This is a genomic window from Streptomyces sp. Ru62, assembly GCF_002920615.1.
Taxonomy (GTDB): domain Bacteria; phylum Actinomycetota; class Actinomycetes; order Streptomycetales; family Streptomycetaceae; genus Streptomyces.
The window spans coordinates 186174-206287 of the sequence record NZ_PQSU01000001.1 but is presented as its reverse complement, the minus strand read 5'-3'; the positions used below and the strand labels follow the sequence as shown (position 1 = coordinate 206287).

General features: G+C 72.5%; 18 protein-coding genes. 8 read left to right on the top strand and 10 right to left on the bottom strand.

Annotated features, from left to right (window positions below; all coding sequences use genetic code 11):
- The 3 genes from C3492_RS01050 to C3492_RS01040 all read right to left on the bottom strand — a co-directional run bounded on the left by C3492_RS01050 (position 1) and on the right by C3492_RS01040 (position 5224).
- Entirely contained in the window at positions 1–1119 is a 1119-nt protein-coding gene (locus C3492_RS01050) for a peptidoglycan bridge formation glycyltransferase FemA/FemB family protein (protein ID WP_103809795.1), read from the bottom strand.
- Between the two features lie 194 nt (positions 1120–1313).
- A complete protein-coding gene (locus C3492_RS01045; protein WP_103809794.1) occupies positions 1314–2087 on the bottom strand; it encodes a metallophosphoesterase in 774 nt (257 codons plus the stop codon).
- On the bottom strand, positions 2084–5224 hold the full coding sequence (locus C3492_RS01040; RefSeq protein ID WP_103809793.1) for an FAD-binding and (Fe-S)-binding domain-containing protein: 3141 nt from the start codon (positions 5222–5224) through the stop codon (positions 2084–2086). Before C3492_RS01040 ends, C3492_RS01045 begins: the two co-directional genes overlap by 4 nt.
- 267 nt (positions 5225–5491) lie before the next feature.
- Between C3492_RS01040 and serC the strand changes: the two genes are divergently transcribed.
- A complete protein-coding gene (gene serC, locus C3492_RS01035; RefSeq protein ID WP_103809792.1) occupies positions 5492–6610 on the top strand; it encodes a phosphoserine transaminase in 1119 nt (372 codons plus the stop codon).
- A gap of 138 nt (positions 6611–6748) precedes the next feature.
- Here serC and C3492_RS01030 read toward each other — a convergent pair whose 3' ends face one another.
- Positions 6749–7729, bottom strand: coding sequence for a hypothetical protein (locus C3492_RS01030; protein WP_103809791.1), 981 nt, complete (start codon positions 7727–7729; stop codon positions 6749–6751).
- Between the two features lie 122 nt (positions 7730–7851).
- On the opposite strand from C3492_RS01030, the gene C3492_RS01025 reads away from it, so the two are divergent.
- Positions 7852–8526: a GDSL-type esterase/lipase family protein gene (locus C3492_RS01025; protein ID WP_103809790.1), complete on the top strand. Its 675-nt coding sequence runs from the start codon at positions 7852–7854 to the stop codon at positions 8524–8526.
- 91 nt (positions 8527–8617) lie between these two features.
- On the opposite strand, the gene C3492_RS01020 is transcribed toward C3492_RS01025, so the two are convergent.
- A complete protein-coding gene (locus C3492_RS01020; RefSeq protein WP_103809789.1) occupies positions 8618–9727 on the bottom strand; it encodes a hypothetical protein in 1110 nt (369 codons plus the stop codon).
- Between the two features lie 155 nt (positions 9728–9882).
- Between C3492_RS01020 and C3492_RS01015 the strand changes: the two genes are divergently transcribed.
- Both C3492_RS01015 and C3492_RS01010 read left to right on the top strand, forming a co-directional pair.
- On the top strand, positions 9883–10047 hold the full coding sequence (locus C3492_RS01015; protein ID WP_181140128.1) for a hypothetical protein: 165 nt from the start codon (positions 9883–9885) through the stop codon (positions 10045–10047).
- Entirely contained in the window at positions 10044–11036 is a 993-nt protein-coding gene (locus C3492_RS01010; protein WP_103809788.1) for an aldo/keto reductase, read from the top strand. The genes C3492_RS01015 and C3492_RS01010 overlap by 4 nt, the downstream gene beginning before the upstream one ends.
- 254 nt (positions 11037–11290) lie before the next feature.
- On the opposite strand, the gene thpR is transcribed toward C3492_RS01010, so the two are convergent.
- Entirely contained in the window at positions 11291–11863 is a 573-nt protein-coding gene (gene thpR, locus C3492_RS01005; RefSeq protein ID WP_103809787.1) for an RNA 2',3'-cyclic phosphodiesterase, read from the bottom strand.
- A gap of 40 nt (positions 11864–11903) precedes the next feature.
- On the opposite strand from thpR, the gene C3492_RS01000 reads away from it, so the two are divergent.
- Positions 11904–12449 carry a GNAT family N-acetyltransferase gene (locus C3492_RS01000; protein WP_103809786.1) on the top strand — a complete coding sequence of 182 codons (546 nt, stop codon included), beginning with the start codon at positions 11904–11906 and terminating at the stop codon, positions 12447–12449.
- A gap of 19 nt (positions 12450–12468) precedes the next feature.
- Here the strand turns inward: C3492_RS01000 and C3492_RS00995 are convergent, their stop codons facing one another.
- Positions 12469–13740 (bottom strand): MFS transporter, encoded by a 1272-nt coding sequence (locus tag C3492_RS00995; RefSeq protein WP_103809785.1) that lies wholly within the window; start codon positions 13738–13740, stop codon positions 12469–12471.
- Positions 13741–13844: 104 nt separating this feature from the next.
- The gene (locus C3492_RS00990) at positions 13845–14282 is read right to left on the bottom strand and encodes a MarR family winged helix-turn-helix transcriptional regulator (protein ID WP_103809784.1); all 438 of its coding nucleotides are present in this window, start codon (positions 14280–14282) and stop codon (positions 13845–13847) included.
- Positions 14283–14437: 155 nt separating this feature from the next.
- On the opposite strand from C3492_RS00990, the gene C3492_RS00985 reads away from it, so the two are divergent.
- Positions 14438–14620 carry a ribbon-helix-helix protein, CopG family gene (locus tag C3492_RS00985; protein ID WP_103810025.1) on the top strand — a complete coding sequence of 61 codons (183 nt, stop codon included), beginning with the start codon at positions 14438–14440 and terminating at the stop codon, positions 14618–14620.
- Positions 14621–14630: 10 nt separating this feature from the next.
- Here the strand turns inward: C3492_RS00985 and C3492_RS00980 are convergent, their stop codons facing one another.
- Positions 14631–16082 carry an NCS2 family permease gene (locus C3492_RS00980; RefSeq protein WP_103809783.1) on the bottom strand — a complete coding sequence of 484 codons (1452 nt, stop codon included), beginning with the start codon at positions 16080–16082 and terminating at the stop codon, positions 14631–14633.
- Positions 16083–16232: 150 nt separating this feature from the next.
- Between C3492_RS00980 and C3492_RS00975 the strand changes: the two genes are divergently transcribed.
- Together C3492_RS00975 and C3492_RS00970 are read left to right on the top strand one after the other, a co-directional pair.
- Positions 16233–16499 carry a DUF2530 domain-containing protein gene (locus C3492_RS00975; protein ID WP_103809782.1) on the top strand — a complete coding sequence of 89 codons (267 nt, stop codon included), beginning with the start codon at positions 16233–16235 and terminating at the stop codon, positions 16497–16499.
- 168 nt (positions 16500–16667) lie between these two features.
- Positions 16668–19064 (top strand): HAD-IC family P-type ATPase, encoded by a 2397-nt coding sequence (locus C3492_RS00970; protein ID WP_103809781.1) that lies wholly within the window; start codon positions 16668–16670, stop codon positions 19062–19064.
- A gap of 16 nt (positions 19065–19080) precedes the next feature.
- On the opposite strand, the gene C3492_RS00965 is transcribed toward C3492_RS00970, so the two are convergent.
- Positions 19081–19911 carry a hypothetical protein gene (locus C3492_RS00965; protein ID WP_103809780.1) on the bottom strand — a complete coding sequence of 277 codons (831 nt, stop codon included), beginning with the start codon at positions 19909–19911 and terminating at the stop codon, positions 19081–19083.
- Positions 19912–20114: the final 203 nt, after the last annotated feature.

The following is a 20114-nucleotide window of genomic DNA, read 5'->3' as shown; positions in this document are numbered from 1 at the left end:
TCAGCGGCGGGCCATGTAGATGTGAAACGCCTTGTGCAGCAGCCGGTTCAGCGGGAAGTCCCACTCCCCCACGTACTCCACGGCCTCACCGCCCGCGCCCACCTTGAAGCGGAGCAGCCCGAGCAGGTGGTCCGACTCCTCCAGGGTGTCGGTGATGCCCCGGAAGTCGTAGACGTGCGCTCCGAGTTCATGGGCGTCGCACATCATCCGCCACTGCATGGCGTTGTTGGGCTGCACCTCGCGCTTGCGGCTGGTGGAGGCGCCGTAGGAGTACCAGACGTGGCGGCCGACGATCAGCATGGTGGCCGCGGCGAGGACGTCCCCGTCGTGGTGGGCGAGGTAGAGCCGCATCCGGTCGGGGTGCTCCGCGGTGAGCGCGGTCCACATGCGCTGGAAGTACGACAGCGGGCGCGGGATGAAACGGTCCCGTTCGGCGGTCTCGCTGTAGAGGCCGTGGAAGACCGGCAGGTCCTCCGGGCCGCCCCGGACGATCTTCACCCCCGCCTTCTCGGCCTTCTTGATGTTGCGCCGCCACTGCTGGTTGAGCCCGCGGTGGATGTCCTCCAGGGACCGGTCCGCGAACGGGACCTGGCACACGTACCGGGGTTGTCCGGCGGCGAACCCCTCCTCCCCGCCGGGCTCGGTCCGCTGCCAGCCCATGCGGCGCAGCCGCTCGGCGAGGTCGAGGCCAGGCCCGCAGGATGTCGCCGGTGCGTCGCGCAGCCGGTGCGTGCCGGGGTCGGCGATCGCGGCCTTGACCGCCTCCGGGCTCCACCGCCGGGCCACCACGGGCGGCCCCATCTTCACCGAGAAGGCGCCGCGGGCCTTGAGGTGGGCCAGCATCGGCTCCAGCCAGCGCTCCAGGCCGGGCGCGTCCCAGTCGATGACGGGGCCCTCGGGGAGGTAGGCCAGACACCGCTTCACCTTGGGCAACGGCCGCAGCAGCACCAGCCCGGCCCCCACGAGCCGCCCGTCCGCCTCGAACCATCCCAGGCTCTCGGCCCGCCAGTCGGATTTCACGTCCCCCCACGACGGCACCTGCATATGACTGACTGAGGGCCGCTCGGCCACGAAGGCGAGGTGCTCGGCACGGGTGAGGGGACGGAGGGTGAGCGACATGGGCGGGGCTCCTTCGGGGACGGGGCCGGTCCCTGTGGCGAGGCCGGTGCTGGGGCGGTGAGAACGCCGGCGTCCGGGACGGTGCCGCTGTCTCGGTGACGGTGCCGCTGTGTCCGTGACGATGTGTCCGGGACGGTGCCGCCGTGTCCGTGGCGATGCCGTCGGCGTCCGTGGAGATCGCGGGTGTCCTCACCCTACGAAGCGTTCCGCCCGTCCTTCGGCCCCCACGCCTCCAGCACGTCCGTGTCCGTCGCCCGGGCGTACAGGAAGTAGTCGGCCCACGCGGCGATGTCCGGGTAGGCGCACTCCCGGGTGAGCCGGGCCACCGCCGCCGGTATGTCGTACGGCGTCACGCGCAGGTCGGTGCCGGGGCCGAGGAGGCACCAGTGGGCGCCGGGGCGGCCGTAGGGCATGCCGACGCTGCCGGGGTTGACCACCAGTCGGCCGTGGGCCAGCCGGACGTAGGGCATGTGGGTGTGGCCGCAGACGACCGTGCCGATGCCGGGCGGCAGCCCGGTGAAGACCTCCGTCCAGCGGGCCGGGCGCGAGTCGACCAGCACCAGTTCCTCGTCGTCGCGCGGGGTGGCGTGACAGAAGAGGACCGGGCCGAGACCGCGCACCCGCAGGGTGCGGGTGCGCGGAAGGGCGGCCAGGAAGTCGACCTGGTCCGGGCGCAGCGCCCGGGCGGCGTACGGGCCGATGGGGTCCGGGATCTCCGTGCGCTCACCCCGCCGGTACTCCACCAGTTCCCGGTCCGCGTTGCCGCCGATCCACAGCACCCGGTCGCCCTGTTCGCGCAGCAGGTCCAGTACCTCGGCCGGCTGCGGGCCCGCCGTGATGTCCCCGGTGAGGACGATCCGGTCGGCGGCGGCCACCTCGGGCTCCGCCAGGACCGCCTCCAGGGCGGGCAGCACGCCGTGGATGTCGGAGAGGACCGCCAGGCGGGTGTACTCCTCGCCCTCGTTCATCCGGCACCCCCCGCCGGGGAATCCAGCGCGTCCGCCAGTACCTCCGCCAGGTGCCGGCCCCGGACTCCGGCGAGCTGCTCCAGCTGGGTGCGGCAGGAGAAGCCGTCCGCCAGGATCACCGTGTCCGGCGCGGCCTGCCGTACCGAGGGCAGGAGCTGTTCCTCCGCGCAGGCCCGGGAGACCTCGAAGTGACCCTTCTCGAAGCCGAAGTTGCCCGCCAGGCCGCAGCAGCCTCCGCTCAGCTCGCCGGTGAGGCCGGCGGCGGCGCGCAGCCGGCGGTCCGGGGTGTCGCCGAGCACCGCGTGCTGGTGGCAGTGGGTCTGGCCGGCGACCGGGCGGCCGACGGCGGGCGGGGTCCAGTGCGGGGCGTGCCGTTCCAGGGTCTCCGCGAAGGTGCGGACGGCGGCGGACAGCCGGGCGGCGCGCGGGTCGTCGGGCAGCAGCTCCGGGAGGTCGGTGCGGAGGGCGGCGGCGCAGCTCGGTTCCAGCACGACGACCGGGGCCCCGGCCCGCAGCACCGGTTCCATCAGGTCCAGCGTGCGGCGCAGGACCGTGCGGGCGCGGTCCAGCTGGCCGGTGGAGACGTAGGTCAGTCCGCAGCAGACCCGGGCCCGTCGGGCCGCGAGCAGCGCGGTCGCCGCCCTGGTTCTGCCGTCGGCGATCGCTCCCCGGCGCAGCAGCAGCGTCGGCGGCAGGGCCACGCGCAGCCCGGCGGCCTCCAGCACCCGCACGGCGGCCCGGCCGACGGACGGCGACAGGTACTCGGTGAAGGTGTCCGGCCAGAGAACGACCAGCTTGCCGGCGCCCGGCTCGGGCAGATCACCGGCACCGGATGCGGGCTGGTTCCCCGCGCCCGGTGCGGGCAAGTCGCCGGCACCGGGGGCTGGCAGGTGCCCTGCGCCCGGGTCGTGCAGATCCTCGGCGCCCGGCGCAGGCGCATCCTCGGCGTCCGGTGCGGGCGGATCTGCAGCACCCGGCGCAGGCAGGTCCCGCGCGCCCGGCCCGCGCAGATCACCGACACCGGAGGCGGGCAGACCTTCAGCGCCCGGCGCAGCCAAGCCCCCCTCACCCCCGCCCGGCACCCCTCCGGCAGCTCCCGCAGGGGCCCGGTTGCGCCACCACCCCGTGAACGTCTGTGTCGCCAGTCGCGGGATCTGCCGTTCCGGGGTGATCCCGGCCAGCCGTTTGCCGAGGGCGGCCAACGGGCCCACCCGGGTCAGGGCGTTGACCAGCGGAGCCACCGGTGTCCGGGCGGTCCAGCGGAGCCATTCCGGGAGCCGGCCCATGGTGTGGTGGGCGGCGGGGCGGCGGCGGCCGGCGTAGTGGTGGTGCAGGAACTCCGCTTTGTAGGTGGCCATGTCGACGCCGACCGGGCAGTCCGAGCGGCAGCCCTTGCAGGACAGGCACAGGTCGAGGGCGTCCCGGACCTCCGGGGACCGCCAGCCGTCGGTGATCAGCTCGCCCGCGAGCATCTCGTGCAGCAGCCGGGCCCGGCCGCGGGTGGAATGCTCCTCCTCGCCGGTGGCCCGGAAGGAGGGGCACATCACGGCGGGGCCGGCCGCCGTGGCCGTACGGCACTTGGCGACGCCGACGCAGCGGCGGACGGCCGCGGCGAAGTCGCCCCCGTCCGCCGGGTAGCCGAAGGCGACGTCGACCGGGCGGCTCGGCAGGACGGAGAAGCGCAGGTTGGCGTCCAGCGGGGCCGGGCGGACCAGCATGCCGGGGTTGAGCAGGTCGTCGGGGTCCCAGACCGCCTTGGCCCGCTCGAACAGCCGGACCGTCTCCTCGCCGTACATGCGGGGCAGCAGTTCCGCGCGGGCCTGTCCGTCGCCGTGCTCCCCGGACAGGGAGCCGCCGTGGGCCACCACCAGGTCGGCCAGTTCCTCGGAGAAGCGGCGGAAGCGGCCGACGCCGGCCTCGGTGAGCAGGTCGAAGTCGACGCGGACGTGGATGCAGCCGTCGCCGAAGTGGCCGTACGGCGTGCCCCGCAGGCCGTGGGCGGCGAGCAGCGCGCGGAAGTCGCGCAGGTAGGCGCCGAGCCGGGCGGGTGGCACCGCGCAGTCCTCCCAGCCGGGCCAGGCCTCCGTGCCGTCCGGCATCCGGGTGGCCGTGCCGGACGCGTCCTCGCGGATGCGCCACAGGGTCCGCTGGTCCGCCCGGTCGGTGACGACCACCGCGGACACGACGTCGGCGGCACGGACGATCTCCTCCGCCCGCGCGCGTGCCTCCGCCGCCGTCCGCCCGCCGGTCTCCACGAACAGCCAGGCGCCTCCCGCCGGCAGCCCCGCGCCGGCCGGCACCAGGTCGGCGGCCATGCCCTCCACCGTGAGCGGCCGCAGCGGCAGCAGGCCGGCGGCGGCCTCGGCGGCGGCGCTGTCGTCGGCGTACGCCAGCACGGCCAGGGCACGCGCGCGCGGGGCCTCGACCAGGCCGACCACGGCCTCGGTGAGGATGCCCAGGGTGCCCTCCGAGCCGCAGAAGGAGCGGGCGACGTCCGCGCCCCTCTCCGGCAGCAGCGCGTCCAGCGCGTACCCGGAGATGCGGCGGGGCAGGTCAGGGAAGCCCGTGCGCAGCCGGGCCAGTTCGCCCTCGGCCAGCTCCCGCAGCCCGTCCGGGGCGCCCGCCCAGCCCGGTCCGAGCCGCAGCCGCTGCCCGCGCGCGGTGAGCACGGACAGCTCCCGCACGTTGTCGGCGGTCGTGCCCCAGGCGACCGAGTGGGAACCGCACGCGTTGTTGCCGATCATCCCGCCGAGCGTGCACCTGCTGTGTGTGGACGGGTCGGGGCCGAACCGCAGCCCGTGCGGTGCGGCGGCCTCCTGGAGCCGGTCGAGCACGAGCCCCGGCTGCACCACGGCCGTGCGGCTGCCCGGGTCCAGTTCGAGCAGGGCGGTCATGTGCCGGGTGAAGTCCAGCACCACGCCGGTGCCGGTCGCCTGCCCGGCGATCGACGTGCCCCCGCCCCGCGCCACCACCGGGACCCCACGCGCCCGGCACACCTCCAGGACGGCGGCCACGTCGTCCGCGTCCCTGGGGGCCACGACCGCGAGGGGGACGCGCCGGTAGTTGGACGCGTCCATGGTGACCAGCGCCCGGGCGGTGGCGTCGAAACCGACCTCGCCCCGCACGGCCCCGCGCATCTCACGGGCCAGCTCGGCGGCACCGGCGCCATCGGGCCCGCCACCCCATCCGCCCCCGGCCCCAGCCCCGGCTCCCCCGGCCGGCCCCGCACCACCCACTCGATCCGTCATGCGTCCAGGATGCATCCGCTCACGCACAGTCACCCCACGTTTTCCACAGGCCCGCACGTATCGTCGTACAACCTCACAAGTCCGCGTCCCGGTGATCTCGTCTCATCGAACGGACACGTCTCCACCTCGCTCTCCGCCACGGGCTAACCTCGTCCCGTGGCCGACATCCAGATTCCCGCAGACATCAAGCCCGCCGACGGACGTTTCGGCGCCGGCCCCTCCAAGGTGCGCACCGAGGCGCTGGACGCCCTCGCCGCCACCGGTACCTCCCTGCTGGGCACCTCCCACCGGCAGGCGCCGGTGAAGAACCTGGTCGGCAAGGTCCGCGAGGGCATCTCCGAGCTGTTCTCCCTCCCCGAGGGCTACGAGGTCGTCCTCGGCAACGGCGGCTCCACCGCCTTCTGGGACATCGCCACGCACGGCCTGATCGAGAACAAGTCGCAGCACCTGAACTTCGGCGAGTTCTCCTCGAAGTTCGCCAAGGCTGCGAAGCTCGCGCCCTGGCTGGCCGAGCCCACCGTCATCGCCTCCGACCCCGGCACCCACCCGGAGCCGCGGGCCGAGGCGGGCGTGGACGCCTACGCCTTCACGCACAACGAGACCTCGACCGGTGTCGCCATGCCGATCAAGCGCGTGGCCGGCGCCGACGAGGGCGCGCTCGTCCTCGTGGACGCCACCTCCGGCGCGGGCGGCCTCCCGGTCGACATCGCCGAGACCGACGTCTACTACTTCGCCCCGCAGAAGTCCTTCGCCTCCGACGGCGGCCTGTGGATCGGCGTCTTCTCCCCGGCCGCGATCGAGCGCGCCGAGCGGATCCACGCGTCCGGGCGCCACGTCCCGGAGTTCTTCAGCCTGCCGACCGCGATCGACAACTCCCGCAAGAACCAGACGTACAACACCCCGGCGCTCGCCACGCTCTTCCTGCTCAACGAGCAGCTTGAGTGGCTGAACGGCCAGGGCGGCCTCGCCTGGTCCACGGCCCGTACGAAGGACTCCTCGACCCGGCTGTACACCTGGGCGGAGGAGGCGAAGTACGCCACCCCGTTCGTCTCGGACCCGGCCAAGCGCTCGCAGGTCATCGGCACGATCGACTTCTCCGACGAGATCGACGCCGCCGCCGTCGCCAAGGTGCTGCGCGCGAACGGCATCGTGGACACCGAGCCGTACCGCAAGCTCGGCCGCAACCAACTGCGCATCGCGATGTTCCCGGCGATCGACCCGGCGGATGTCGAGGCGCTGACGAAGTGCGTCGACTACGTGATCGAAAAGCTCTGACCGTCCCCGGACACGGTGGACCGAAGGGGCGCCCGGCACCACCGGGCGCCCCTTCGCCGCTGCCGGGGCGGTGCCCGACGGGGGCTGGTGTACCGGGTCTGGCGGGTCTGCCGGGTCCGGGGGCCGATCCCGCCCCGGTCAGCCGCGCCGCAGCCGCCGCAGGCCTAGCAGGGCCGCCGCGCCGACCGCGACGATCACGGCGCCGATCTTGAGGCTCCCGCCGGCGCTCTTGTCCGCCGAAGCGCCTGGATCGCCCTTCGACGAGGGTGACTCGGCGTCGGGTCGGTCGGGCGCGTCGACGGCTTGTACGGCGCTGTCGGCGCCCTCGCTGCCGTACATCAGCTTGGTGCCGTCGGCGGAGTACGACACGGACTCCCCCTGACCCTGCAACGGGACGTCCAGGCGACCCTCGCGCTTGATGCGGCCGCCGTTCCAGCGGTAGTGGATGCCGCCGAAGTAGCCGCGTACGGCGAGGTCCCGGCCGTCCGGGGAGAAGGCGGCGTCGGTGGCCCAGAGGTCGACGGCGGCGATGGGCTTGAAGACGTTCGCGCCCGAGGTGGAGAGGGTGGCCGGGCCCTCGTACAGGTGCCCGCCGTCCTCCTTCTTGTCGATGATGTAGACGCGCCCGGTCTTGGGGTGGACGAGCAGCGACTCGGCGTCGCGTGGCCCGTCGGAGTACTTCACGACGTACTGCGTGGCCGTGACCGTCTGGTCCGTGAGCTTCTTCGGCTCGGGCAGCCGGTAGATCCACACGTAAGGCCACCTGCCGCCGAAGTTGTCGCCGATGTCACCGACGTAGATCTCGTTGTGCGGCCCGATGGAGATGGCCTCGACGTCACGCGGGGAGCCGATGCCGCGCAGGGTGATCCGGGCGACGGTCTTCCCGGTCGCGCTGTCCACGGCGTAGAGGTACGGGCCGTCGTCGCTGTCGTTGTGCGTCCAGTAGACGCCGGGGTGCAGCCGGGAGGCGGCGAGCCCGCTGGACTCGGTGATCCGCGGGTCCTTGAGGGTGAACCCCTGGTCGCCCGCCCCGTCGGCGGTTCCCTCGGCGGCGGAGGCGGGCAGCACGCAGGTGCCGGCGAGCAGCACCCCGGCGAGGACGGCGAACGATCGACGCATGCCCCAAGCCTGCCATTCCCGCCGGGGGTTCAGGGCACACGGCCGCCGGGGACCGGGTGACGTGGTCCGCCTCACAGCCATCACCGGCCCCATGGGTCACGGAGATCGTCCATCATGACCGGATGCTTAGGTTCATGCCCGTGGGCGACTCCATGACGATCGGGAGCGCGGGCGAACACACATGGCGTCACCGGTTGTGGCAGCACCTGTCCGTGGCGTACGGCGGCCCGTTCACCTTCGTCGGGCCGCGCGAGACGCTGTACGACAAGCAGGCCGACGCACCGACGTCCCTCGCCTACGCCGACCCCGCCTTCCCGCGCGCCCACCTCGCGGGCTGGGGCGAGGGCTGGCTGCACATGGCCCCGCTGATCGGCGACGCGGTGCGCGCCCACCGCCCCGACGTCCTCCTGGTCTCCCTGGGCCTGATCGACCTCGGCTTCTACACGAACGCCGAGCAGACGGCGGAGAACGTACGGGCCTTCGTGGCGGGCGCCCGGGAGGCGGACCCGCGCATCCGGATGGTGCTGCTGCCGGTCATCCCGAACATCCGGGCGGCGGCCGACGCGTCCTTCGCCGAGCAGGTCGACCGGTTCAACGTGCTGCTCGCCAAGGCGGTGGCCGACCTGGACGAGCCGCGCTCGCCGCTCCTGCTGGCCTCGCCGCCGGAGGAGTACGACATCCACACCGACACCTACGACGGCACGCATCCCAACGCGCGCGGGGAGCGCCTGATAGCCGAGGCGTTCGCGGGGGCGATGCGGGAGGCGTGGGGGGTCGGCGGGGCGTACGTGGCCTGATCGGTCCGACCGGATCCCGGCGCCTTCCGGCCGGGGTACTCACGACAACCCCGCTCCGCCTCAGCCTCAGAACCGACGACTTCCCCCGCGACTAACCCCGCTCCCACACGTACAACGCCTCCCCCGAGTCGGCCGGCGTCACCCACCTGCCGTCGCCGAGCGCGGCCATGGGCGGCCGGATGCCGACCGGTACCGGGTAGGCGACCTCCACCGGTGTGCGCGCGCCCGCCGTGTCCAGGAGCCAGTGCCGGCCCTGGCCCCACTCCTCGTCGGCCTCGACGGTCGAGCAGATCAGGGTCGTCTCGTCCAGGAAGCCGCCGGCCCAGTCCCAGTAGGGAAGCGCCTCGTCGTTGTCCGGCTCGGCCTCCGGATGCCGGGGGACGGCCGTCCCGGCGTCCCACTCCGGGCCCTCCGGCACCGAGCCGCCGGTGCCACGGACCGCCAGGGTGTCCTGGTCGTGGGTCACCGTCATCAGCCGCTCGCCCGAAGGGCTCACGCCCATCAGGGTCAGATCGCCCGCGACGTGACGGACGGACAGCTCCGTTCCGTCCCAGCGGCCCCAGCGCAGCGGCGACCCGTCCTGGCCCTCCCCGATGCTCAGCCCCATCTGTCCGGGATCCACCGGGTGCGGCAGATGGAAGCTGCCCGCCGCCGCGGCCTCGGCGTCGGCCCGCGCGAGCACCCGTCCGTCCCGCGCGTCCAGCAGCAGCCACTCGTCGACGACGTCCGGGCCCAGCTCGCCCGCCGCCAGCGGTCCGCGTACGTGCGCCCACACGTACGCCCCGTCCACGGAGAACCCGGCCGAGCCGCGCTCCGGGTGACGGTGGTCGGCGCGGTCGCCGTACTCCTCGTACGACGTGTGCAGGTCGCGGCAGGCGCCGTACCAGCAGCCGTGCCGGACCTCCCAGCGCGTCGCCCCCGACGGCTCCACCGCCCGCACCGCGTGCACGCCCGCGAACACCGCCAGGCTCGCGTCCGGGGCCACCGCCCACGTCCCGCGCCGGCGCGGCCAGGGAGCGGGCAGCCGCACCCGGTCCCCGGCGGGCGCGAAGGCGTCGTCCAGCGGCTGGACCCAGAGCGCGTCGTCGCCACGCTGGGCCAGCAGGCGGCGGCCCGGCGGGCCGAGCAGTTCGGGGACGTCCGCCTCCGCGGACGGCAGGAGCGCGGGGACGACGGCACAGAGCCGGGCACGGACGGACACGGGACTCTCCAGGGGCGATGTGACTGCGCGCACCCTACGGCACCCCTCTGACACCACGTCGGCCCCGGGCGTGGGCGCCGCGGGTCACATGGGCGCCGTTGCCACGGCGGCGGCCGGCCGGCATCCCGTGGTCGGCAGGAGAGACCTGGGCCGGCGTGCGCAAGCACGACGACGAGGAGCGGACCACGGCGCCGGTCCACCCGGTCGCCATGATCAACGCGGCCGGCCGGCTGGGCGTGATCGTGCACCATCAGAGCGGCTCCCTGCCTCAGCAGGCCTTGCATAGAGCGCACTCGAAGCCGTTGGCTGGTGGACCATGAAGTACACGCAGCTCGGACGCACGGGACTCAAGGTCAGCCGGCTCGTCCTCGGGACGATGAACTTCGGTCCGCAGACCGACGAAGCCGACAGCCACGCGATCATGGACGCGGCGCTGGACGCGGGCATCAACTTCTTCGACACGGCCAATGTGTACGGCTGGGGCGAGAACAAGGGCCGGACCGAGTCCATCATCGGCAACTGGTTCGCCAAGGGCGGCGGCCGGCGCGACAAGACGGTCATCGCCACCAAGGTGTACGGCAACATGGCCGCCGACGGCGATGTCTGGCCCAACCACGACAAGCTCTCCGCGCTGAACATCCGGCGCGCGGTGGACGCCAGCCTCCAGCGGCTGAAGACGGACCACATCGACCTCTACCAGTTCCACCACATCGACCGCAGCACCCCGTTCGAGGAGATCTGGCAGGCGATCGACGTCCTCGTCCAGCAGGGCAAGATCCTCTACGCCGGGTCCAGCAACTTCCCCGGCTACAAGATCGCCCAGGCCAACGAGGTCGCCGCCCGCCGCGGCGGCACCATCGGCCTGGTCAGCGAGCAGTGCCTGTACAACCTGGCCGAGCGCCGCGCCGAGATGGAGGTCATCCCGGCCGCGCAGGACTACGGCCTCGGGGTCATCCCCTGGTCGCCGCTGCACGGCGGTCTGCTGGGCGGGGTCATCAAGAAGGAGGTCCAGGGCGGGCGCCGCGCCTCCGGCCGGGCCGCGGACACCCTCAAGGACCCGGCGGCCCGCGCGCAGATCCAGTCCTACGAGGACCTGCTCGACAAGCACGGCCTGGAGCCCGGCGAGGTGGCCCTGGCCTGGCTGCTGACCCGCCCGGGCGTGACGGGCCCGATCGTCGGCCCGCGCACCGCCGACCAGCTTCAGTCGGCCCTCAGGGCGGTCGAGCTGGAGCTCGGCGAGGACCTGCTGGCCGGCCTGGACGAGATCTTCCCGGGCCCGGGCCCGTCCCCGGAGGCGTTCGCCTGGTAGACCCGGGGAACGCCCAAGGGGCGGCGGGGCCGCATTCGCCATGCGGCTCCGCCGCGCGGGCGCGACCGGCCGAAGGCGGCCCGCAGCCGCCGCCGCGGCTCGGTCCCCGCCCCCTGGACGCCTGGACGCCTGGACGCCTGGACGCCTGGACGAACCGCTACCTGACGGCCGACGCCAAGGCCACCACCACGAACATCAACACAAGCACACCGGCCATGATCCGGTTCCGGGTTTTCGGGTCCACGTATTCGAGACTAACCGGCCCCGCCCAGCGCCCAGCGCTCGACCACCTCGTACCGCGGCTGCTCGCCCGGCACCCCGGACGCCGGCAGCCGGCTGCGCACCAGCGCCAGGTCGGCCACGGTCCAGGTGCCGCCGGCGAACTCCGCGAGGGCCGCCACGTACGGCCGTACGTCCACCGCGTCCCGGCTGCGGGCCAGCGTCAGATGGGCCTTGTAGCGCCGGTGTTCCCCCATCGGCACCCCGGCCTTCCGGGCCGCGGCCTCCGCCCGGTCGGCCAGCAGCCGCAGCGCCTCCACGTCCCCCCGGGCGCCCGTCCACAGTGCCCGGCCCCGGCCGAACTGGCCGCCGCCCGCGAGCGCGAGCGGGAAGGGGGCCGTACGGTGGGCCGCGCGGGCCAGGCGGTCCGACAGGGCGGGTACGACGTCGTCGGCGACCTCGCCGTAGAACGCGAGGGTGAAGTGCCAGCCGGGGCGGGCGGTCCAGCGCAGCCGGCCGGCCCCCGGAAGCCGCCTCAACCGGGCCACCTCCGCGGCGAGTTCCTCCACGACGTCCCCGGGAGGCAGTACGGCGGCGAAGAGTCTCATGCACCTCACGATCGCAGACCCCGGCGGGCATGATGGCCCCATGGCGATCACCATCCGAGAAGGCGTCCCCGAGGACCTGCCCGCGATACTGGGCATGCTCGACAGCAGCGTGGAGTGGCTCGTCTCACAGGGGCGGACCCGCCAGTGGGGCACCGAGCCGCTGTCGGAGCACGCCAGGACCGTCGGGGCGGTCGTGCGCGCCATGGACGAGGGCACCACGTACATCGCCGAGGTGGACGGCGTACCGGCCGCCACGCTCACTCTCACCGACGGGCCCGGCGCCTACCTGTCCCACCTCCCGCCGCCCGGCGAGCCCGAGCGGTACATCCACTGGCTCGCCTCCGACCGCCGCTTCAAGGGGCGGGGCGTGGGCAGCGCGCTGCTCGCGCACGCCGCCGAGACGACCCGGCGGGCCGGCGTGGGCCTGCTCCGGGTGGACTGCTACGCGGGCGACGACCGCGGGCTCGTCGCCTACTACGAGGCCAACGGCTTCACCCCGACGCACACCTACACCCACGGCCCGGACGACTGGCCGGGACAGGTGCTGGCCCGGAGGGTCGACCAGGACCCTCCGGGCGGACGCTGACGGGGGGCGGCCAGGAGGCTCACGCGGCGGTGGCGAGCTGCTCCCGTTCGCGCGGCACGAAGCGGACCCGCGGATGGCCGTGGTGCCAGCCCACGGACAGGCGCAGGCCGCCGATGCGGGCGAGGACCAGGCCGATCGCCCCGGCCGCCGCCGCCGACACCACACCGCCGGCCGCGAAGCCGACCCGGGCGCCGTAGGTGTCGGTGATCCAGCCGACCACCGGCGCGCCCAGCGGCGTACCGCCCATGAACACCATCATGAACAGGGCCATCACCCGGCCGCGCATGGCCGGGTCGGTGCCCATCTGCACGGCGGTGTTCGCGGTGACGTTCACCGTCAGGCCGAAGATCCCGATCGGGACCATGAGCAGCGCGAACAGCCAGTACGACGGCGCCACCGCGGCCACGGTCTCCAGCGTGCCGAAGGCCAGCGCGGCGGCGATCAGCACGCGCAGCCGGGCCGTGCCGCGCCGGGCGGCCAGCAGGGCGCCGACCAGGGAGCCGACGGCCATCAGGGTGTTGAAGAGGCTGTAGGCGCCGGCGCCGGCGTCGAAGACGTGGTCCGCGTAGGCGGACAGCCACACCGGGAAGTTGAAGCCGAAGGTGCCGATGAAGCCGACCAGGACGATCGGCCAGATCAGCTCCGGCCGCTTCGCCACGTACCGCAGGCCCTCGCGGAGCTGGCCCTTGCCGCGCGGCGCGCGCTCGACCACGTGCAGTTCGCGGGCGCGCATCAGCAGCAGCCCGGCGATCGGCGCGGCGAAGGACAGGCCGTTGGCGAGGAACGCCCAGCCGGTGCCGACTCCGGTGATCATCAGGCCGGCGACGGCGGGGCCGACCAGCCGGGCGGACTGGAAGTTCGCCGAGTTCAGGCTGACCGCGTTCTGCAACTGCTCGGGGCCGACCATCTCCGAGACGAAGGACTGCCGGGCGGGGTTGTCGACCACCGTGGCGAGGCCGACGGCGAAGGCGGCGACGTAGACGTGCCAGACGTGGACGTGCCCGGAGAGGGTCAGTGCGGCGAGCACGAGACCGGTGAGGGCCATCGCGGTCTGGGTGACCAGCAGGGCGGGGCGCTTGGGCAGGCGGTCCACGAGGACGCCGCCGTACAGCCCGAACAGCAGCATCGGCAGGAACTGGAGGGCCGTCGTGATGCCGACGGCCGCGGAGGAGCCGGTGAGGCTGAGGACCAGCCAGTCCTGGGCGATGCGCTGCATCCAGGTGCCGGTGTTGGAGACGACCTGGCCGATGAAGAAGAGGCGGTAGTTCCGGATCCTCAGCGAGCTGAACATCGAGGACTTACGGGAAACAGGGGTGGTGGTAGGGGTGGCCGGTGCGGGGGCGGAAGGTGTTCCGGATCCCGTACTCAAAGGGTTCGCCTCCTCGGATGGCGCGCTTACAGGTGTGCGAGTTTCTCCAGCACGGGGGCGGCGGCGCGCAGGGTCGCCCATTCGTCCTCGTCGAGGCCGTCGGCCAGGCCGGCCAGGAAGGCGTTGCGCTTGCGGCGGCTCTCTTCGAGCATGGCCTCGGCCTGCTCGGTCTGGGTGACGACCTTCTGGCGCCGGTCCTCGGGGTGCGGTTCCAGCCTGACCAGCCCCTTGGCTTCGAGCAGCGCGACGATGCGGGTCATCGACGGCGGCTGGACGTGCTCCTTGCGGGCCAGTTCGCCCGGGGTGGCGGAGCCGCATCGGGCGAGGGTGCCGAGCACCGACATCTCGGTGGGGCTCAGCGACTCGTCGACCCGCTGGTGCTTGAGTCGACGGGACAGCCGCATCACTGCGGAGCGGAGTGCGTTCACGGCGGCCGCGTCGTCGCCATGGGTAAGGTCCGGCATGTTCTTTAGCGTAACTCATTACTCTCGCTAAAGACCAGTCGGGCGCGCCCAGGATGCCCGTGACGCCCGCCACTGAACCCTCTGTTCACCCGTACGGGTGAGCCGGGTCGGGAAATCGACGCATCGGGCGGCCGGCTGTGGCGACCCTCGTACGCATGGGGACCAGTGTGCTCAGCCTGCGGATGGACGGGGAGCTGCTCGAACGGCTCCGGCACCACGCGGCGAGAAGAGGAATGAGCGTCCAGGACTATGTCGTCCGGACGCTCATTCGGGATGACTTCGACGAGCGGTTCCAGGCCGCCGTCGAGGAGACGGAGAAGTTCTACGGCGTCACCTGACGCCCGCCGGTCAGGTCAGGCCCAGGGCCGGCATCAGGTAGTAGAAGGCGAAGACCGCCGAGACGACGTACATCGCCGCCGGGATCTCCCGGGCCCGCCCGGCGACCAGGCGCAGCACCGTGAAGGTGATGAAGCCCATGCCGATGCCGTTCGTGATCGAGTAGGTGAACGGCATCATCAGCATCGTCACGAACGCCGGGATCGCGATGGTGTAGTCCGCCCAGTCGATCTCCTTGATGGAGTTCGACAGGATCAGGAAGCCGACCGCGACCAGCGCCGGGGTGGCCGCCTGCGAGGGGACCATCGTGGCGATCGGGGTGAGGAACAGCGCGACGGCGAACAGGCCGCCCGTGACGACGTTCGCGAAGCCGGTACGGGCGCCCTCGCCGACGCCGGCCGTGGACTCCACGAAGGCGGTGGTGGCCGAGGAGGAGCTGGCACCGCCCGCCGCGACCGCGAGGCCGTCCACGAAGAGGACCTTGTTGATGCCCGGCATGTAGCCCTCGGCGTCGGTCAGCTTGGCCTCGTCGCTGATGCCCATGATCGTGCCCATCGCGTCGAAGAAGCACGACAGCAGGACCGTGAAGACGAAGAGGATGCCGGTCAGCACGCCGACCTTGGAGAAGCCGCCGAACAGGCTGACCTGGCCGACCAGGCCGAAGTCGGGGGTGGCGACCGGGTTGCCCGGCCACTTCGGGACCGTCAGGCCCCAGGACGGGATCGTGGCGACCGCGTTGATGATCACCGCGAGGACGGTCATGCCGACGATGGAGATGAGGATCGCGCCCGGCACCTTGCGGACGATCAGCGCGAAGGTGAGCAGCGCGCCCAGAATGAAGATCAGCACCGGCCAGCCGGTGAGGTGACCGCCGGTGCCGAGCTGGACCGGGACGGTGGTCTGGGCGGCGTCCGGCATACGGGTGACGAAACCGGAGTCGACCAGGCCGATCAGCATGATGAACAGGCCGATACCGATGGAGATCGCCTTGCGCAGACCGAACGGCACGGCGTTCATCACGCGCTCGCGCAGCCCGGTGGCGACCAGCAGCATGACCACGAAACCGGCGAGGACGACCATGCCCATGGCGTCCGGCCAGGACATGCGCGGCGCGAGCTGGAGGGCGACGACCGAGTTCACGCCGAGGCCGGCGGCGAGCGCGATCGGCACGTTGCCGATGACGCCCATCAGCAGCGTGGAGAACGCGGCCGTCAGCGCGGTCGCCGTCACCAGCTGGCCGTTGTCCAGGTGGTGGCCGTACATGTCCTTCGCGCTGCTGAGGATGATCGGGTTCAGCACGATGATGTACGCCATCGCGAAGAAGGTGGCGAAACCGCCACGGACCTCACGGGCGAGGTTGCTGCCGCGCTCGGAGATCTTGAAGTAGCGGTCGAGGGCGCCGTAGGCGGGCGCGCCACCCGGCTTCTCGGGGGTGGGGACCTTGGCGGGTGCCGAGGTGGACATGCGGGACCTCATCACCAGCGGGGTTCCCCCGAGCCCCGTTGGAGTTTCCTACGATCAGAAGCGGTCAAAGACAAACGGTTTCAGTATGAACGTATGAGTGGCAGATCGCTATCTCCGCGCGTAGACCCCGACGGCGCTTAAGCTGTGCGCATGGCTAAGTGGACCCCCAAGCACGAGGCGCCGGAGCCCCTGGAGGGGCCCGTGGTCGCCACGATCACCGGCGGCACCCTCGTGTGGTTCGTCCTCTTCCTGGTCCAGCTCCCCTTCTACGGCTGGTTCGAGGACCACGGGCACCTGTGGTGGCTGTGGACGTGCCTGGCCGGGGGCGGGCTGGGGCTGATCGGCGTCTGGTACGTACGCAAGCGGGACGCCGCGCTGAGGCGGGCGGCGGCTTCGAGGGCGACGTCGGCCGAATAGCCCGGCAGGCTCCGGCCGGCCACCGGGGGCGCCGCCCCCAGACCCCCCTCTCCCAGCCGCCCACCCCACCCGACTCGGCCGGCCGGAACAGCCCGTCCACGAACGCTCGATCTCCGGCCCGGCGGGTCCGGTGGGCGGCTGGGCGGCATCGCACGTACCGTCGACTGCATGAGCCATATAGACGCGGGCGCCGACATCGACCCCGTGCGTCCCGTGGCCCTGCCGGGGCGCCCCGCGACCGGGCTGACCGGTGCCGAGGTCGCGGACCGCGTCGGCCGGGGCCTCGTGAACGACATACCGGTGCGCAGCAGCCGGTCGCTCGGGGAGATCGTCCGGGCCAACGTCTTCACCCGGTTCAACGCGATCATCGGCGTCCTGTGGCTGATCACGCTGTTCGTGGCGCCGATCCAGGACAGCCTCTTCGGCTTCGTGATCCTCGCCAACACCGGCATCGGCATCGTCCAGGAGTGGCGGGCCAAACAGACCCTGGACTCGCTCGCGGTGATCGGGGAGGCCCGGCCGACGGTACGGCGGGACGGGGTCGCGACCGAGGTGGCCACCCATGAGATCGTCCTGGACGACCTCATCGAGATCGGCCCGGGCGACAAGATAGTGGTCGACGGGGTGTGCGCGGAGGCGGACGGGCTGGAGATCGACGAGTCGCTGCTCACCGGCGAGGCCGATCCCGTCGTCAAACGCCCCGGTGACCCGGTGCTGTCCGGAAGCTTCGTGGTCGCGGGCGGCGGCGCCTTCACCGCCACCAGGGTCGGCCGCGAGGCCTACGCCGCCCAGCTCGCCGAGGAGGCGTCCCGGTTCACGCTCGTCCACTCCGAGCTGCGCTCCGGCATCTCCACGATCCTGAAGTACGTCACCTGGATGATGGTCCCGGCGGCCGTCGGACTCGTCATCACCCAGCTCGTGGTCAAGAACGACGACCTGAAGGACGCCGTGGCCCGCACGGTCGGCGGGATCGTGCCGATGGTCCCCGAGGGGCTGGTGCTGCTCACCTCCGTGGCCTTCGCGATCGGCGTCATCCGGCTCGGCCGCAAGCAGTGCCTCGTGCAGGAGCTGCCGGCCATCGAGGGGCTGGCCCGCGTCGACACCGTCTGCCTGGACAAGACCGGCACGCTCACCGAGGGCGGCATGGACGTCACCGAGCTGCGGACGCTGGACGGGGCGGACGAGACGTACGTACGCAAGGTGCTCGGCGCGCTCGGCGAGTCCGACCCGCGCCCCAACGCCTCCCTCCAGGCGATCATCGACGCCTACCCGGACAGCGACGACTGGCGCTGCGTCGAGTCGCTGCCCTTCTCCTCCGCCCGCAGGTACAGCGGAGCCGCCTTCAGCGAGGGCGACGGCGAGACCAGCACCTGGCTGCTGGGCGCACCGGACGTGCTCCTCGGCGCCGACGACCCGGCACTGGCCGAGACCGAGCGCCTGAACGAGCAGGGCCTGCGCGTGCTGCTGCTGGCCCGCGCGCACCGCGACCTGGACGACGTCGAGCCGGCCCGGGGCGCCCGCCCCACCGCCCTGGTCGTGCTGGAACAGCGGCTGCGGCCCGACGCCTCCGACACCCTGCGCTACTTCGCCGAGCAGGACGTCCGCGCCAAGGTCATCTCGGGTGACAACGCCGTCTCGGTCGGCGCGGTCGCCGCCAAGCTGGGCCTGGAGGGTACGGCGGTGGACGCGCGGCGGCTGCCCGCCGAGCGGCCGGCGATGGCGAAGGCCCTGGACGCGGGCACCGTCTTCGGGCGGGTGACCCCGCAGCAGAAGCGGGACATGGTGGGCGCGCTCCAGTCGCGCGGGCACACGGTCGCGATGACCGGGGACGGCGTGAACGACGTGCTGGCCCTGAAGGACGCGGACATCGGGGTCGCGATGGGCTCCGGTTCGGAGGCCACGCGGGCGGTGGCCCAGATCGTGCTGCTGGACAACAGCTTCGCGACCCTGCCCTCGGTGGTCGCCGAGGGCCGCCGGGTGATCGGCAACATCACGCGCGTGGCGACGCTGTTCCTGGTGAAGACGGTCTACTCGGTGCTGCTGGCGGTGCTGGTGGTGTGCTGGCAGGTGGAGTACCCGTTCCTGCCCCGGCACCTGACCCTGCTGTCCACGCTCACCATCGGCGTCCCGGCCTTCTTCCTGGCCCTCGCCCCGAACACGGAGCGGGCGAGGCCGCACTTCGTGCGCCGGGTGATGCGGTACGCGATCCCCGGCGGGGTGCTGGCCGGCGTCGCGACCTTCGCCACGTACCTGCTGGCGCGGCACCACTACACCGGTCCCGGCGCCCTGGCCGCGGAGACGAGCGCGGCCACCCTGACCCTGTTCCTGATCTCGATGTGGGTCCTGGCGATCATCGCCCGCCCCTACACCTGGTGGCGGGTGGCGCTGGTGGCCGCGATGGCCGTGGCCTTCCTGCTGGTCCTCGCCGTTCCCGCGCTACAGGGCTTCTTCGCGCTGAAGCTGGTCGGGATGACCTTGCCGTGGACGGCGGTCGGCGTGGCCGCGGTGGCGGCGGCCGCCCTGGAGTACCTGTGGAGGTGGGTCGGCCGCCGCTTCCCGGACTGAGTCCGGTCGGGTGCCGCTACTGCACGTCGACGTAGTCGGACGCGGCGTTGACCGCCGGGGTGGTCGAGGTGCCCGCGAAGCTGTAGCGCCAGTAGCCGTCGTAGTTCGCGGTGGTGGTGGTCTTCAGGTTGCCGGACGAGTCCGTGTACACCGTCTTGACGGTGGTCCAGGTGGACGTGCCCGCCTTCTCGAACTGGAGCTTGACCGGCTGGCTGGTGTAGCCGTGGTACAGGTGGTCGTCCCAGCTCGCCCGGCTCAGCTTGCCCGTCACCGTGAGGGTCTTGCCCTTGCCGACGGGCTCGGGGCCCGCGTTGACGGTGAGCTTGGAGTAGCGCTGCACCAGGGTGCTGCCGAGGCCGCTCTTGTCCTTGTAGCCGACCTTGCTCAGGTCGGGGTTGTTCTGGTCCTGGCCGTTGAAGGCGACGGCCTCGGCGGCCACGCCCCAGGAACCGGCCCAGGCGCTCTTCAGGTCGCCGTCGGCCGGGTAGATGTCGACGGTGCCCTTGCAGGTGGCCGTCGTCGCTGTGACGGGGGTGCAGGTCGCGGGGTCGTCGCCGTACAGCTCGGCCGTCGCGGTGTCGTACGAGCCCTTGTACAGGAAGGCGTCGGTGTAGAAGTCCTTCGCCGCGATGTTCACCTCGGAACCGTGCGTCAGCGTGTACGAGTAGGTGGCACTGACCTCGTTGGTGGTGCCGACCTTGATCGCCTTGGCGATGGTGACGTTCGAGAAGCTGACGTTCAGCGTGTACGGCGTGCCGGAGTCACCGGTGGCGTGTGCGGCCGGGACGGCGAAGGCGGAGAGGGCCAGGGCGCCGGAGACGGCGGCCACGGTGGCACGTATGCGCATGTGCGTTTCCCTGAAGGGAGAAGTGATCGTGGAGTCGGTCGACTCAGGCGATCAGATCCGCGAGGCAGGGCTCCGGTTGTACGGCAAGACCTCGTTCCGGCCAGATTTGGGCCTCGGATTACCAGCACATGACACAACTGAGAGGGAACGTTCCGCCCCGGGAGCGACGGCAGGCACTCCCGGGGCGGGAACCGCGCCGCTCA

Excerpts from the sequence above, each read along its gene's own strand:
- C3492_RS00990 (WP_103809784.1), bottom strand. The coding sequence starts at position 14,282 with ATGCCGGACCTTACCCATGGCGACGACGCGGCCGCCGTGAACGCACTC.
- C3492_RS01010 (WP_103809788.1), top strand. The coding sequence starts at position 10,044 with ATGAAGTACACGCAGCTCGGACGCACGGGACTCAAGGTCAGCCGGCTC.
- C3492_RS00985 (WP_103810025.1), top strand. The coding sequence starts at position 14,438 with ATGGGGACCAGTGTGCTCAGCCTGCGGATGGACGGGGAGCTGCTCGAA.
- C3492_RS00980 (WP_103809783.1), bottom strand. The coding sequence starts at position 16,082 with ATGTCCACCTCGGCACCCGCCAAGGTCCCCACCCCCGAGAAGCCGGGT.
- C3492_RS00995 (WP_103809785.1), bottom strand. The coding sequence starts at position 13,740 with ATGTTCAGCTCGCTGAGGATCCGGAACTACCGCCTCTTCTTCATCGGC.
- C3492_RS01050 (WP_103809795.1), bottom strand. The coding sequence starts at position 1,119 with ATGTCGCTCACCCTCCGTCCCCTCACCCGTGCCGAGCACCTCGCCTTC.
- C3492_RS01025 (WP_103809790.1), top strand. The coding sequence starts at position 7,852 with ATGCTTAGGTTCATGCCCGTGGGCGACTCCATGACGATCGGGAGCGCG.
- C3492_RS01045 (WP_103809794.1), bottom strand. The coding sequence starts at position 2,087 with ATGAACGAGGGCGAGGAGTACACCCGCCTGGCGGTCCTCTCCGACATC.
- thpR (WP_103809787.1), bottom strand. The coding sequence starts at position 11,863 with ATGAGACTCTTCGCCGCCGTACTGCCTCCCGGGGACGTCGTGGAGGAA.
- C3492_RS01040 (WP_103809793.1), bottom strand. The coding sequence starts at position 5,224 with ATGCGCGGGGCCGTGCGGGGCGAGGTCGGTTTCGACGCCACCGCCCGG.
- C3492_RS01030 (WP_103809791.1), bottom strand. The coding sequence starts at position 7,729 with ATGCGTCGATCGTTCGCCGTCCTCGCCGGGGTGCTGCTCGCCGGCACC.
- C3492_RS00965 (WP_103809780.1), bottom strand. The coding sequence starts at position 19,911 with ATGCGCATACGTGCCACCGTGGCCGCCGTCTCCGGCGCCCTGGCCCTC.
- C3492_RS00975 (WP_103809782.1), top strand. The coding sequence starts at position 16,233 with ATGGCTAAGTGGACCCCCAAGCACGAGGCGCCGGAGCCCCTGGAGGGG.
- C3492_RS00970 (WP_103809781.1), top strand. The coding sequence starts at position 16,668 with ATGAGCCATATAGACGCGGGCGCCGACATCGACCCCGTGCGTCCCGTG.
- C3492_RS01000 (WP_103809786.1), top strand. The coding sequence starts at position 11,904 with ATGGCGATCACCATCCGAGAAGGCGTCCCCGAGGACCTGCCCGCGATA.